12 protein-coding genes and 1 pseudogene are annotated in these 13,904 nt (G+C 50.5%); 5 read left to right on the top strand and 8 right to left on the bottom strand.

The window, feature by feature from the left end:
• Window positions 1-72: 72 nt before the first annotated feature.
• Window positions 73-813, bottom strand: coding sequence for a glyoxalase superfamily protein (locus tag VC352_RS09200; RefSeq protein ID WP_322979269.1), 741 nt, complete (start codon window positions 811-813; stop codon window positions 73-75).
• A gap of 279 nt (window positions 814-1,092) precedes the next feature.
• On the opposite strand from VC352_RS09200, the gene VC352_RS09195 reads away from it, so the two are divergent.
• Together VC352_RS09195 and VC352_RS09190 are read left to right on the top strand one after the other, a co-directional pair.
• Window positions 1,093-1,518, top strand: a complete 426-nt coding sequence (locus VC352_RS09195) for a hypothetical protein (RefSeq protein WP_322979268.1) — start codon at window positions 1,093-1,095, stop codon at window positions 1,516-1,518.
• A gap of 273 nt (window positions 1,519-1,791) precedes the next feature.
• Window positions 1,792-2,652 (top strand): DUF4238 domain-containing protein, encoded by an 861-nt coding sequence (locus VC352_RS09190; protein ID WP_322979267.1) that lies wholly within the window; start codon window positions 1,792-1,794, stop codon window positions 2,650-2,652.
• 47 nt (window positions 2,653-2,699) lie between these two features.
• Here VC352_RS09190 and VC352_RS09185 read toward each other — a convergent pair whose 3' ends face one another.
• From VC352_RS09185 to VC352_RS09160, 6 genes and pseudogenes are all read right to left on the bottom strand, one after another.
• Window positions 2,700-3,095: a PaaI family thioesterase gene (locus VC352_RS09185; protein WP_322979266.1), complete on the bottom strand. Its 396-nt coding sequence runs from the start codon at window positions 3,093-3,095 to the stop codon at window positions 2,700-2,702.
• Between the two features lie 73 nt (window positions 3,096-3,168).
• Window positions 3,169-3,570, bottom strand: coding sequence for a hypothetical protein (locus VC352_RS09180; RefSeq protein WP_322979265.1), 402 nt, complete (start codon window positions 3,568-3,570; stop codon window positions 3,169-3,171).
• Complete coding sequence (locus VC352_RS09175) at window positions 3,563-5,542, bottom strand: hypothetical protein (protein ID WP_322979264.1); 1,980 nt, start codon at window positions 5,540-5,542, stop codon at window positions 3,563-3,565. Before VC352_RS09175 ends, VC352_RS09180 begins: the two co-directional genes overlap by 8 nt.
• Window positions 5,539-7,452, bottom strand: a complete 1,914-nt coding sequence (locus VC352_RS09170; protein ID WP_322979263.1) for a hypothetical protein — start codon at window positions 7,450-7,452, stop codon at window positions 5,539-5,541. Before VC352_RS09170 ends, VC352_RS09175 begins: the two co-directional genes overlap by 4 nt.
• On the bottom strand, window positions 7,418-8,872 hold the full coding sequence (locus VC352_RS09165) for a tyrosine-type recombinase/integrase (protein WP_322979262.1): 1,455 nt from the start codon (window positions 8,870-8,872) through the stop codon (window positions 7,418-7,420). Before VC352_RS09165 ends, VC352_RS09170 begins: the two co-directional genes overlap by 35 nt.
• An 80-nt stretch (window positions 8,873-8,952) precedes the next feature.
• Window positions 8,953-10,224, bottom strand: a pseudogene (locus VC352_RS09160) (FMN-binding glutamate synthase family protein); the annotation flags it as partial.
• Between the two features lie 239 nt (window positions 10,225-10,463).
• Between VC352_RS09160 and VC352_RS09155 the strand changes: the two are divergent.
• The 3 genes from VC352_RS09155 (at window position 10,464) to VC352_RS09145 (ending at window position 12,487) form a co-directional block, all read left to right on the top strand.
• Window positions 10,464-11,585, top strand: coding sequence for a beta-ketoacyl-ACP synthase III (locus VC352_RS09155; protein ID WP_322979261.1), 1,122 nt, complete (start codon window positions 10,464-10,466; stop codon window positions 11,583-11,585).
• A 72-nt stretch (window positions 11,586-11,657) separates the two neighbouring features.
• Complete coding sequence (locus VC352_RS09150) at window positions 11,658-12,260, top strand: RNA polymerase sigma factor (protein WP_322979260.1); 603 nt, start codon at window positions 11,658-11,660, stop codon at window positions 12,258-12,260.
• On the top strand, window positions 12,254-12,487 hold the full coding sequence (locus VC352_RS09145) for an anti-sigma factor family protein (RefSeq protein WP_322979259.1): 234 nt from the start codon (window positions 12,254-12,256) through the stop codon (window positions 12,485-12,487). The genes VC352_RS09150 and VC352_RS09145 overlap by 7 nt, the downstream gene beginning before the upstream one ends.
• 543 nt (window positions 12,488-13,030) lie before the next feature.
• Here VC352_RS09145 and VC352_RS09140 read toward each other — a convergent pair.
• On the bottom strand, window positions 13,031-13,891 hold the full coding sequence (locus VC352_RS09140; protein WP_322979258.1) for a hypothetical protein: 861 nt from the start codon (window positions 13,889-13,891) through the stop codon (window positions 13,031-13,033).
• Window positions 13,892-13,904: the final 13 nt, after the last annotated feature.

Raw genomic sequence — 13,904 nt, 5'->3', positions numbered from 1 at the left:
TCCGTCACTTTGGCGGGCTGATGCGAAGCTGTTTGTGATCCACCGTTAAACGATGGATCACCGTGTCCGTTGTCACCCTCTCAGGATGTCCCGCAACAACAGAAGTCGCTCCAAATAGCCTTCGGAGAGCTTGCGTGAGTGCCACGGACACGAACCGTCATTGAACAAGTATCCCTGTCTGCACCTGTTGCCTGTTATGTCTTTGAGCTGCGAGGCATCTAGCTTCAGGTGAGACCTTGTGTGCTCCCTATAATCTGTCCACTCGTCAGAGGTCTGTCCTACTGGCTTGTAGCGACGATTCACCAAGATCTGGCCCTGGGCGAAATCATCGTCATCCGCAATGGGATGAATGGAGTACGGTAACCAGCACCGCATCTCCCAGTTGGCAAGAGACGAGGCATTGATATGGAACCGCGGTACCGATAGTAGGCTACCCATGTAGGCAATCGCGTAGTCCAAAGCATTGACGGCCGATACGAACTTGCCTCTGATGTCTTCTGTCTGGGCACGCACTTCAGCTGAGACAGGGCGATTGCTGTCAGACCTCTCGGGGAGCTTGCGAAGCGTCTGCCGCATTTCCTCGGGAGTGCGTTGAAACATCAGCGGAAGGGGGGCAACGCTGATCGACTGGAGAACAGATCTTGGGTCGTTGCACTCACAGTGTCTGTGCAGAAGGGACCAGTTCGAAAAACCCTGTTGAGCTGCGATGCGGTCGAGGGCCGCGCTGTGAGTAAGATCAGGTTCGAAATGACGAAGCTTTTTGGCTTCGCGTTTAAAGCGCTCTACTTGAGCTTCAGTGAAGACTCTTGCCACGATGGCCTCCGACAATCAACCGGTGACAGTCGATGCGTCCGCACATCGAGACACACGGCTTACCGTAGAAAGGCAACCTGGCTCGAGAGATGAGTCGCACGATGCTGCTACAGCTTCGCCAATGCGGACGGGCGGGCCGACGTGCTTCGGCCCTTGAGCGGTCATTGTAACCGGCCTCCTCGCATAAAGCCAAGAGATCTAGTAATACTACGTAATGGATAAACTAATTCAAAAATCACACGCAAAAAATTCATGTTTGAGATCGGCTAAGGAGCGTATGTGAAATTAAAAGATGGGGTTGAGGTCATCGAGTGCCTTGATGAAGAAGATCCGGGGTCAGAAGGTCATTGTTTGAGAAATATATTTAGATTAATGGAGGTGAAGTCTAAATACTCTTCAGTTAATAGTATTGAAGATCTGATAGCGTTAATTGCTGAATCTAGGTATAAGTATATTCATGTCTCGGCGCACGGGAAAGTTAGCGCGCGCGGAAAATTTTCGGGGTGGTGGACGCCTAATGGTATAGGGAGTAGGAAGAATTTTACAAAATATAGCTTTAAGTCGAATGCAGTTGCCATTGTTAGTACGGCATGTATGTCGGGGAGCGAAGGGTTTGGTAAGTTTATAGTCAATGATTTGGGCGCTAAGTATTACATAGGCCCCTCGCGCAGTCCGAAATTTTATATTAACGCGGCAATCAAATAGCACATCTCCAGCTTTCACAAAAAACCATTAATTTCAATAATTTATGAATCTACAAGTTGATCGCTACTTGCCCTGTTAAATTGCCGGGTTAATAATGCTGCCTTGTTTTCCCATATATTCTATCATAAGCTGTTTATAACAAAGGGGAGCATAAGGCAGGCGTACGAATCTTATAACAAAGGGTATAAGAATCCGCACGGGTTCAAGTTGTATAAGCAAGATAGAGCTTAAGGCTGCACCCATGAAATAGAAAGTCTTGAACTGGAGGTTTGATTGACAACTGTCAGGCAGCATTTTGTGCCGCAAGCTTATTTAAAGGGTTTTTCGGATGAGGCCGGATCTCCGTTTGTTTGGGTTTACGACAAGCGGCCGGGTTTTATGCCAGCTAGAAAATCCGTTAAGTCCGTGGCGTATTTAGACTATTACTATTCGCAGGAGACGGAGGGTGGTGAGCAAGATATTGATATTCTAGAAGAAGCATTCGCTCGTAATTTGGATAACGAAATACCAAAAATAATAAAGGCGCTTGTGGTGCAGCCTGGGCGACAGGTCCTGCTGTCTGAAGAGGATAAAGGTAAGCTCGCATTTTTTATTGGTGTCGGACTTACAAGGGTGCCAAGTTTTAGGGATGGGATTAATGATATTTATACTTGGGTTGCCAATATGGCACTCCAAGAAGTTGCCAATGAGCAGTCTGAAATTGCGAAACAGATTTTGGCACATGGGATAAAGGCGGAAGCCAAGCCTTGGGTATCACTGCGTCCCATGTTAGAGCTTGGGCATGCCATTGCTCAAAGTGCCTTAAATAAGAATTGGCAGTTTTTTGTCGCTGCGGATGGTGTGAGCTTCATGACCTCCGATAATCCAGTGGTGATTAGTGGTGGACAAGGCATGGGACCGGCGCATCCTCACGCAGAGCTAATGCTGAGTTTGCGTAAAGATTTGGCATTGGTATGTACACCAAGAGGGCGAAAACCAGTCGAGGCCTTCAAGCAGTCAGCAGCAGAGACTAGGCGCTTTAATAGAGGAATCGTAAGGGCTGCAAGCACTAGGGTTTTTGCAGATAAATACTCTTCAACGATTGATTCGTTTGTTAAAAAGTACGGGGATGAACAGCAAAAAATAACAGCATGAAGTATATGGATACGGCTTTTGACATCATCAGGAGCGGATCAGTCAATCTAACTTAGCCGTCGAATGAGATGAGTGCAGCGAAAGAGGGCCAATTTTTGGCCAAAAGTGTCTTCCTCCGCAGATTCCTCATAAATAGTCGCATCCCATGTGTAGATTTCTTTCCGGAGCTGAACCGCCTCCACTATGCAAAGGATGGAGCTTGTAGTCGACTTTTTGAGATAATGGCTATTTAATTCAAAGGGGGTGAAGGTATGCGCCTCAGGCGGTAGATGAGTGAGAGTTGCATAGCCACAAATAGTATCAGCAAGTGTAGTAACACTTCCGGTATGCAAATAACCATCCTGTAGGTGCTTCTGCTCGATAATTAGTTGGCCTTCAAGATATTTCTCTTGTAGCACGCATACTTTAATTCCCATAAAGCCTGGCAGACCATCCTTACTCATCAGGTTGAGCTGTTCCAAACTATACGAATCGCAAAGCCTCATTATGTGCAACCTCAGTTGTAAAACGTTCGAGTTACCGGCTGATATTAACGACAGTACCAGATTCGTACGCGCGGATTTTTACTTCTAGTTCCATGAGGCGTTGGTGAAGCAAAACCTCTCTGTTCAAGGCTGAGTGAAGCTTGAGTTCCAGTTCTCTTTTTTCGTCCTTGAGTTTTCTGATTTGGAACTTTGGGTCTGGCTTGATCGACTTCTGTTCAGCGGCTGCTGCCTTGATGCACTCAATGAGTTTATGGAACTGGGGGCGAACTGCTTTGATGTAGCCTTTCTGTCTGCCGGATTCTAGAGCCACATTGTCATTGTTAATCTTTGAGTTTGGAGGCAAGATCGCAGGTGTATTGGATTTGAGGCGCTCAAGAGCTAAGAAAAGTTCAAAGATCGGGGTTGATTCTCCATTTTTTTGGGGCTTAGTCATTTTCTAATGCCATTCCATTCTTTTTCATGTAGTTTTCAAGGTGTTCGAGTTCGAGTAACTCGGTATTGCGCTCGTGACCTGGCTCCAAGTTGGAGACTAGCTTAATTTGGTGTTTTCGTGCAGCTTGCAGGGAGCCCTCGAGCAGGATTGCGTGATGACATTTATTTATACAACTGGTCAGAGGTTGGTGAAGAACCTTTGCGCAAGGCTCGGGATTGCTACAACCTCCCGCGTGGGTCGGGCGGTAAGACAACTCTCCGTTCTGGAATCGACGAACTGTTTCTTTACGGCTATCGAGAATTTTTTTCTTTCCGAGTGGCTTGATTTGTTTTTCTATTTGCTGGCCACGTACGCCATAGAGTTTCTCATCAGAGAGGACTACCTCCAAGTAGTCAAGCCCCGCCACAATGGCGTAGGAGTGCTTCACTTCATTAATGAAGTGGTCCGGGGCGTCCCCGAATAGGTTCTGTTCTGCGAGATTTCCTTTTAGATAGTAGAGTGTCATAGCAAGCGAAATATGTTGAAGTTGGCGCTTTAAGGAGGTCAGTGAAACCAGCTTACTGCTGAGCGCATATACAGCCAACGATCTGCGGAATTGGTGCGATGCAAATGGCCAAAATTGCCCTTCATCAAAACTATGGTCGCGTTCCCATCTGCGGGTGAAATCAATTTTATGGAGCTGCGCTCGATCTTGAGCAGTAATCCTGAATCTCTCATCCTTTTTAAAAATATAATTGAATACCGCGTTCTTTAGGTTGGCTACAAGAATCTCGTTGCGATCAATACGAGTATTTGCGTTGCTGAAGTTTAAATGACTCAGGCTGGGGAATAAATATGTGTTTTCGGCCGGGACACCAGTGTGAATAGAGACAAGTTGGCATATGTATTGAGCAGCGCGGACGGGTAGTTCAATTTCTGGTGATGTAACCCAGTATGTCTCTTTTTTTGTGTCAGATAGTTTAGTTGTATATCCAATTAGGCGAAGAGTCTTTTTGCCTTTTAATTTTTTTGTTTCAAGGTAGTCGAACTGGAGTAGATACACTTCGCCGTCGCGCATACCGCTATAAGCATGAATCATGCTCTTGCAGGTGAACTGAATGGTGCTTAAGTAATGAGAAAGTTGGGTGACATCATTGATTCCATGTTTGTCGAAAAAATCATTTAGTCCAAAATTTTTGGTTGCTTCAGGAAAAGTTGGTTGATAGGTTCCTGCTTTATTTCCATATAGTCTTTGCTGGGTTTTGCTTCTTCCATAAGTAATGTCCTCGCTAAGAGCTATGAGGAGGTCTCTTAAATTTTCAAGATTATCTATAAATTCAACTATTCTTTCGTTGAGGTAATCTAGGGTTGCCAAGTAAATGCGCTGGGGAATGACCTCTGTTTGGTCGGGCCACCATTTATCTGATGCGTTACTCAAGCGGGCTGATGGTAGTCTTCTTGCGTTTATACACCTAAATCCGCAAGCCGAGCTGGGTAGCGTGTAGTAAAATCTTGCAAGCGAGAGCCACCTTCGTCTTTCGGAAGTTCCGAGGGTTTTTCCAAAGTTTATGAGCAATTCTTGATTGGTAAAAAAGTCATACAGGCTTAGTGAGTTCTCATCAGCGTAGGCGGAGAGTCTGTTTAATAATAGTGAGTAATTCACCAAAGTTGAAATGGCTAGGCCATTTCCACGCCTTCCGTGGTGGAAGAACATCAGGATAAATACTAGCCATTTAACCTGGATTTGTAGGGATTTATTTCGGTAGAAGCCCAGTGTGTGAAAGAATATAGACGTGGTTTCCTTTAGGTTTCTGCTATAAGTACTTAATTTCCATTCTAGCTCGCCGAAGGTGCTTACTGTATTGCCGTGCTCGTCGCGGGAAATTACAAAATTTTGGTCAGGATAATGAATTTCACCGTCCTGAGCTTCTATATAAGCATCTGGCAGCGAGTTCCCTGGTATGTATTCAAGTAGCATTTGACGGGCAATCATTGAATAACCCCAATATCTAGCAGTAGGTCAAGTTTTCCTGACCAGTAATCGCTCAAGTACCCACCGTCCACGCGTGATTCTGCTCGTTGCAAAAAAATCGAGGCATCAGGACCACTGCTATTAATTTTTCCAATGAAAATGTTAATAGCTTCTATGGTCGGTTCGATCATGTTTTTACGAGTTGAGGAGTCGGTAAATTCACCTAGCTTCTCAAACACATATCTCATGCTGAAAAGTTTATGAGCGTCTTCTTCGTCGGCATGCAACACAAAGTGCTCACACCAAAGACAGCTGCCCCGGTTTTTGCAATCTGGCTCGGTAGGAGCGTTCGGATGAATAGACTTTGGCTTTCCGAAGTCATTGCATCCCCCGTTGGACAATGAGGTGTAGTTGTTAGGCCTGTCGGTTGCAATAAGTCCTGTGCGTGAGGAAAGAACCTCAAAAAAATTTGAGAACTCTAGCGATTGACTCGTTTCATTGCCGGTTGCATAGGACTTCTGTGCCGTACCAATATTGTTCTGAAGAAGTTCAGCTGCAACCTCAGGTCGATGATTGTTTTGTGCCCAATCGCCTTTTGAGGCTCGAATCGCTCTGGTTGAAATATTGGCTATTGTTGGGTCAAGCAGCTTTCTTGCAAGGTGGAAGTACGTTTGCAGGAAGTGAGGGGAGGTTTTTTTGATTGCACCATATTGGTCGTAATCGAAAAATAAATATTCGAATTCCTGCCCATTAAGTAGAAAGTCTCTCAGCTTCAGAAATTTTTCGAATTGCGGGATAAATGTCTTGGTTATTTTGAAGCTGGTATAGCGACTTGCTCTTGGCTTGATGGTCGTGAATTGGATGCTTTTCTTCTGAGGCTGTGGTAGTCGGTCATCCTCTACATATTTCCATTCAATGTCCCACTTTTGGTCTAGGAATGACTTTCTGTTACCGCCAACATTGTTGCAGAAGAGAAAAGAAAATGATTTTAGTGCCCAGGCAGCCAGACCTAATCGTGTATGGTGATGAGGGTTGCTGTTAGCCTCTTGAAGGTTCTTCTGCGCCCTTCGATACATTTTTGCGGCCTCACTTCGGCCTTTTTGATACTTGCTCTCTATGAAGTCGATATCGTTAATTTGACCGGTTTCATAGTTCCACGACCAGTTTGGAGTGTAGTTGCGTTCATTGAGCCTGAACGCCGGTCTGATCCATTGCTGGCACGGTAAAACCCAGCAAGTTTCATTCGGAAGTGAAAGCTGGAACGGAAAGGGGGCGTTGTTAATAAGGAAGTCTGTCAGACCATCAAATAGGGCCTGGCTAAGTGCTAGGTTTTTAGCGGTATCATTTTCGTCTGAAACTGGGGTGGCATTTCTTTCAGCGCTTGATGCCTGTATCCGTCTGATACCTTGGAGTGATTCTGGCTGAAAAGTTGGGAATATCCAGTACAGGCAATCTTCTGCAATTCCCTGATGCTCGGAAGCATAGGTCGGATGCATCTCGCCAAGTCTAACCCTTTCTTTCAGATGATCTGAGTACGCTCTATAGGCGACGCTCCCTAGCTCAGCGTCTTGAGTAAAGTCTTGATAATTATTCGCATCGCACCAGTGAAAAAAATCAAGGGTCTTTCTGACTCGCCCTTCAATCGTAGTAATCGCGAGGTCACCCGTAGAGGCCCTATGATACACCCAGTCTAGGAATTTGAAGACTATAGCCCGGCGAGTGAAGGAGAGGCTGCTTTCGACTACGTCATCTTCTTCGCGCTTACGTGCCAAGTACGCAATCTGTCCAATAAAGAATCTTTTTCGCTTGGACTCTAAAATGAGAGTGAAAGTCTCTGGGTTGGGATGAGAGAGAAGTCTCTCAAACTCTGCTTCGTTCAGATTTCGTAAGTCTATCTCAGTTTTCGTCAATACCATTGTCATGATCTTCATCAAGATGTCCTTGATGAAAACCTATTTCCGTAAGCTTCGCAACTTCTTTTTCCCAGCCGCTTTGAGCGCGATAGGATGCCGCCCTGGCGTAGTCGTGATTGAGATAACGCATGGTGACCTTGATGCTCTTATGCCCCATGCGTGTCATAACATAATGCAGTAGTCCGTCCATTGATTGCAGGCCATTTTCAATGTCGCGAATTCCATCCCTAACCAAGTTCATTCCGAAACTTGCCCTCAAGTCATGAAACGTGAATCGGATGCCAAGGCCCTTGGAAGCAAGGTGTGGAATTAACTGATCATTGATGAATTTTCGTACTGCGCCGCCTCGAACTGGCTCCTTTGAGGAGTAGATATCTGGATCTGAGCGCCTCATGTAGTACGGATTCCCGCTGGTGGTCAGAAACAAGTATTGGTCCTGAGTGTCGCTGTATATGTTGGTACTCAGCTGTCGTCTACCCAAGGCGCGTGTAGAACCGATATAGAGTCTAATCCGGTTGTAAAGCCAGCCTGGAACATAAAGTGGGTAGGATTTACTACGTTTGCTGTCGGCGCCGTGCCTGCCAATCTCGATTGGGACGCTATCGGTGTCCTGTACCTTTTCGTTGGAAAATTCACCAATTCGCAGAGTAAAGACTGATTGGATTCGTGCGCCAGTCATAAGAGCTAGGAGTATGCCTAGCGTCATTTCAGGATTCTGAAGCTCAGAAAGAGCTATTGCAATTTCTCTTTGTTCTGCGAATGTTATTGGGTGTAGTTTCCCTCCATCATGAATGGAGTCTGAACTCATTTCTTCGCTTTGCTTTATATTTCTAAAGGTAAGATCAGTTAATTCAATTGTTTTGTAGAACGTATAGCCTTGGTCGTTGACTGTGCGGACGTTCGATTTTCTTGCTCTCCAAAGCCCAAATTTGAAGGTCGCAAGTTTTGAATCGATAAGCCATGAATAGAAGCTCTTTACCGTCGAGAGAATCCTATTTGCCGAACTGATCGCATACCCGTCATCAATCTTCTTCTTGAGGGCTGCCTTTAGCCGATACGTTGGTCGTCGACTTTGATACTCGCTATCTAGCAGGTAATCGCAATTGACGGAGTCAAGTGCTTCTCTGAATATCCGCAAGTCACGAGCCAAGGAGTCAAGTGTCGCAGGGGCTAGCGGTTCGTTTCTCAGCGGGTCAATTGCGCGGTTAAGGAGATACAAGCAGCCATGCACCCAGATGCTTCCATTTGATTCCAGCAGCACCGGCATATGTGGATACTGTGTGATTGCGCTATCCGGGATTGGGCGCCAGTAGTACGTGGCTACCTTCACAGAGGACCAGAGAGTCGAGGGAAAGAGCGGTGCACCTGCTTCTGTGGTAGGGCAGGCGATCAGAAAGTTCGCTATCCGTACCTTCTCTATCGTGGGCAGTTCGCTCATCTGGACGGCTCGTTTGGGGGAGGTTTGTCCATTTGTTGCGCAGCTCCCCAGGCGTGTCAAGCTGGCCTAACTCCCCCGTACGACTGCGACTGGATGCAGCCGATGGCGAACATGAAGCCGCGCGCCGAGTTGGCCCAGTCGGCGCCGATGGCCAGCACGCGGGCGATGTCGAAGGCGCTGACGATCTTGCCGCTGGCGCCGAGCTTGATCTTGTCGCGCAGGTTGCTGCCGACCAGAGTGTTGTGCACGAACAGCAGGCCCTCACGCAGCGGCACGCCGAGGTGGTCGGTGAACTCCAGCGGCGCCGCGCCGGTGCCGCCTTCCTTGCCGTCGATGACGATGAAATCCGGGAGGATGCCGGTCTGCAGCATGGCCTTGACGATGCCCATGAACTCCCAAGGGTGGCCCAGGCAGAACTTGAAGCCGACTGGCTTGCCGCCGGACAGCTCGCGCAGCTGAGCGATGAACTGCAGCAGCTCGGTCGGCGTGGAGAAGGCGCTGTGGCGTGACGGCGAGACGCAGTCCTCGCCCATCGGCACGCCACGGGTGCTGGCGATTTCCTCGGTGATCTTGTGCTTGGGCAGGATGCCGCCGTGGCCCGGTTTGGCGCCCTGGCTGAGCTTGATTTCGATCATCTTCACTTGCGGGCTGGTGGCCTGCGCGGTGAAACGCTCGGGGTCGAAGCGACCGTCCGAGGTACGGCAGCCGAAGTAGCCGCTGCCCAATTCCCAGACCAGATCGCCGCCGTGCTCGCGGTGGTAGGGGCTGATGCTGCCTTCGCCGGTGTCGTGGTAGAACTCGCCGAGCTTGGCGCCCTCGTTCAGTGCGCGAATGGCATTGGCGCTGAGCGAGCCGAAGCTCATCGCCGAGATGTTGAACAGCGAAGCCGAATACGGCTGGCTGCACTGCGGCCCGCCGATCTCCACGCGAAAGCTGCACGGATCGGTCAGCGGCGCCGGGCGCATGGAGTGGCTGATGAACTCGAAGCCGTTCTGGTACACGTCGCTCAGGGTACCGAAGGGTTTGTCGGCGCCTTCGTTCTTGGCCCGGGCGTAGACCAGCGAGCGCTGAGCGCGGGAGAAGGGCAGCTGTTCAGCATCGCCTTCGAGCAGGTACTGACGGATCTCCGGGCGGATGCCCTCGACCAAGTAGCGGATATTGCCCAGGATCGGGTAGTTGCGCCGTACGGCATGGCGGGTTTGCAGCAGATCGCCGATACCGATCAGGCTGAGCACGCCGGTGAGCAGCGTGAACGGCCACAACCATTCGTGATGCAGAAAGGGCAGGCTAGCCAGGGTGAACAGTACGCAGAGGGCGAAGAAGGCGTAGCGGCTCAGTAAAGAGAGGTTCATGCAGGCTCCTGGATCACGGGTCAACGTGCATGTTAGACCAGTTGGCTATAAACGGTCATGTTGTGGCCGTTCAGACACTCTCACGGGCTGAGGACGAATGGCTTTGCCCTGTGGCACACTCCGTGACTCGGAGCGAAACCGTCGTCAGAGCTTCGCCCGCATCTCCCCCGATTTCCGGCCTGCGCGCCTGTCGCCGGCCTACTGCCTGAGGCCGCCAGCGGCCGAGAAGAGGAATGACCGTGCATAACGTCGTGATCAGTGGTACCGGCCTGTATACCCCGGCCAACAGCATTTCCAACGACGAGCTGGTGGCATCCTTCAATGCCTACGTACAGCAGTTCAACGCCGACAATGCCGAGGCCATCGCCCGTGGCGAGATCGAGGCGCTGAGCGAATCCAGCACGGCTTTCATCGAGAAAGCGTCGGGCATCAAGAGCCGCTTCGTCATCGACAAGGATGGCATCCTCGACCCGCAGCGCATGGTGCCGCGCATTCCTGAACGTGATAACGAGCAGTGGGGCATCCTCTGCGAAATGGCCGTCGGCGCTGCCAAGCAGGCGCTGGAGCGCGCCGGCAAGACCGTCGCCGATATCGACGGGGTAATCGTCGCTTGCTCGAATCTGCAGCGCGCCTATCCGGCGGTGGCCATCGAAGTGCAGGCCGCGCTGGGTATCCAGGGCTGGGGCTATGACATGAACGTGGCCTGTTCCTCGGCCACCTTCGGCATCCAGGCCGCGACCACTGCGATCCAGACCGGCCAGGCCCGCGCCATCCTCATGGTCAACCCGGAAATCTGCACCGGCCACCTCAACTTCCGTGACCGCGACAGCCACTTCATCTTCGGTGACGCCGCCACGGCGGTGATCATCGAACGTGCCGACCAGGCCACCTCCAAGCACCAGTTCGACGTGGTCGGCACCAAGCTGCTGACCCAGTTCTCCAACAACATCCGCAACAACTTCGGCTTCCTCAACCGCGCCGCGGAAGAGGGCGTTGGCGCCCGCGACAAGTTGTTCGTGCAGGAAGGCCGCAAGGTGTTCAAGGACGTCTGCCCGATGGTCGCCGAGCTGATCGCTGCACACCTGGCGGAAAACCAGCTCAACGTCAGCGACGTCAAGCGCTTCTGGCTGCACCAGGCCAACCTCAACATGAACCTGCTGATCGCGCGCAAGTTGCTCGGTCGCGACGCCGAGCCGCACGAGGCGCCGGTGATCCTCGACACCTATGCCAACACCAGCTCGGCCGGCTCGGTGATCGCCCTGCACAAGAACCAGGACGACCTGCCGGCGGGCAGCCTGGGTGTTCTAAGCTCCTTTGGTGCCGGTTATTCGATCGGCAGTGTAATTTTGCGCAAGCGTTGAACTCTCTGTAGGTATGCCTGAGGCGCACGGGAGTGTTCACACCTGTGCGCAGGCATCACCTATGGGAGTGCTATGTCCGATTCCGATCTCTTGGGCCGCCTGCTCGCCGGTGAGCAGAAGGCCTATCGCGAGCTGGTCGCGCGTTATCAGGGCGCGATGCGCGCAGTGGCCTACGCCATCGTCGGCAGCCGCCACGCCGACGAAGTGGTGCAGGATGCCTGGCTCGCCGTGGTGCGCAGCCTGGCGGGCTTTCAGGAACGCGCCAGCCTCAAGACCTGGCTGCTGACCATCACCGCCAACACAGCCAAGACCCGTCTCAAACACAACCGCCGCGAAGTACTGCTCGACGACCTGCCCGCGCCCCACGGCACGGTGGGGGACGAGCGTTTCGCCGATGACGGCCACTGGCTGCTGGCGCCCCATGCCTGGCACCAGGACAGCCCCGAGGCGCTGCTGACCGAGGACGAACTGCGCCAATGCCTGGAACACACATTGGCCAGCCTGTCCGAACTGCAGGCCAGCGTGCTGGTGTTGCGCGAACGCCAGGGCCTGGAGCTGGAGGCGATCTGTAATCTTCTCGACATCTCCCTCTCCAATGCCCGTGTGCTGCTGCACCGGGCACGCCTGAAAGTCTTCGCCACCCTGGAACATTTCGAGGAGACAGGCCAATGCTGACCTGCAAGGAACTGGTCGCTCACTCCAGCGATTTTCTCGACGGCCAACTGACCCTGCGCCAGCGCCTGGCCGTACGCGCCCACCTGGCCATGTGCGGCAACTGTCGGCGTTTTATCCGCCAGATGAAACTGACCCAGGCGGTGATCCGGCAGATGCCGGAGGAGGAGTTACCTGAACTCGATGTGCTGGCCGAGCACCTGGCGCAGAATCGGCGTGATCAGGGGTGAACTGCGTCAATGTTGAGGGGCTTGGTTGCGTCCTCACGCGTAGGGTGGATCGGGGTGCGTAGTCGACGCTTTTTTCATCCACCGTTTGCGGTGGTTGTTCGGGCTACTTGCTAGCGCCCTAGGGCTAAGAAACCTCGCTTGCAAGAGCAGCACCGTAGGATGGGTAGAGCAACGCGAAACCCTTCGAATTTCCCCCGGGTTTCGCTGTGCTCTACCCAGGCTACTTGCTCGACACCCTGGCTGAGCGTCTGGCGCAGAACCAGCGCAATCAGGTGTGAGCGAGGGGGGTTATTGGTTTCTCGGATGTCCACTCCCGGAACAGGCGAGCCCCGCAGTGGAGCAAAGCCGATAAGAATGATGATCCGTGTGATCGATTGAACGCTTGGCCCCCGCTGCGCGAACTACAGAATGGCCAGGGCGTGAGCGCCCAGAACAGGCCGGATATACGAATGTAACCGCGCTGACGACAGGTTCGAAAAGCTATTGTTTACTACTTGTGGGGGGAGTCCATATCCACTTGTTAGGCGCTAATTTGATAGCTGACTATGCTCCGATGACTTCTTTGGCTCGAATTGCTGCTGATGTAATTATATTGATGGCATTTTTTGTGATTTTTTCATCAGGGCTAAGCCTGTTGTGATATTGCAATACCCAATTGCCAGCAGCCATTTTTAGTGCCGCAGGGAGATATTTTTGCAACAAAAAATAGTCACTTATTTGGATTCCAAGCAATGCAATAATACTGATTTCATTTGATTTTTCTAAGTACTGTGTGAGCGGGCCAAACAGTCTTATACTTTGTGTGCCGGATATTTTCCTTAAAAAGCTATCGCCGTCGGAAAGTCTTCTGTCTGGCTTTGGTAAGTAATCGGAGATTTTTTCGAATAGCATAGCTTTTGCGATTGATAGTTCAGCTATAGCTTGCTCGTACTCTTTGCTTTCTAGCATCGTTTCTGCGCTTTTTATCTGAGCGCGAATGTGTGGGTATGGAATTAACTCAGCAAGCGATAGCGATGAAAACTCTATTGAGTGAAACTCATAGAAACTGATGGATAAAAATTCTTCAGTGTATGCTTTAAATTTTTTTGCTTCAGAAATGTCTGGTAAATTCCCATAGTGCTTGAAGTTAACTCGTGCCTTGTTTAGTTCTAGTATTTTGGCTTTGAAAGGAAGTGATGAGTTATTTGTATTTCCTTTGGCGTTCTTTACAAGGTCAAAAAATGCAGTGAACGGGGTTTTATCATTTGCTTCGGCGTCAAGGGTTTTCAATAGTGACCATATGAATATTTCTATCGAGTCTTGGAATAGTGAGATTGAAACCCCTGCCGAAACTGGGTCATCTTTCTCAGCATACCCTGAGCCAATCAAAAACAATCTTTTGGCTAGAAGTAACTGCTCTGTCATGCGTATTCCTTTT

It is taken from the genome of Pseudomonas sp. C11 (assembly GCF_034683865.1).
In the GTDB taxonomy this organism is placed as follows: domain Bacteria; phylum Pseudomonadota; class Gammaproteobacteria; order Pseudomonadales; family Pseudomonadaceae; genus Aquipseudomonas.
Note: the sequence above shows the minus strand (reverse complement) of the source record. Positions and strands in the feature narration are given on the sequence as shown.

Bases quoted from the DNA above. Each gene is read 5' to 3' on its own strand.
- VC352_RS09185 (WP_322979266.1), bottom strand. From the start codon at position 3,095: ATGAGTAAGGATGGTCTGCCAGGCTTTATGGGAATTAAAGTATGCGTG.
- VC352_RS09180 (WP_322979265.1), bottom strand. From the start codon at position 3,570: ATGACTAAGCCCCAAAAAAATGGAGAATCAACCCCGATCTTTGAACTT.
- VC352_RS09175 (WP_322979264.1), bottom strand. From the start codon at position 5,542: ATGATTGCCCGTCAAATGCTACTTGAATACATACCAGGGAACTCGCTG.
- VC352_RS09170 (WP_322979263.1), bottom strand. From the start codon at position 7,452: ATGAAGATCATGACAATGGTATTGACGAAAACTGAGATAGACTTACGA.
- VC352_RS09165 (WP_322979262.1), bottom strand. From the start codon at position 8,872: ATGAGCGAACTGCCCACGATAGAGAAGGTACGGATAGCGAACTTTCTG.
- VC352_RS09150 (WP_322979260.1), top strand. From the start codon at position 11,658: ATGTCCGATTCCGATCTCTTGGGCCGCCTGCTCGCCGGTGAGCAGAAG.
- VC352_RS09145 (WP_322979259.1), top strand. From the start codon at position 12,254: ATGCTGACCTGCAAGGAACTGGTCGCTCACTCCAGCGATTTTCTCGAC.
- VC352_RS09140 (WP_322979258.1), bottom strand. From the start codon at position 13,891: ATGACAGAGCAGTTACTTCTAGCCAAAAGATTGTTTTTGATTGGCTCA.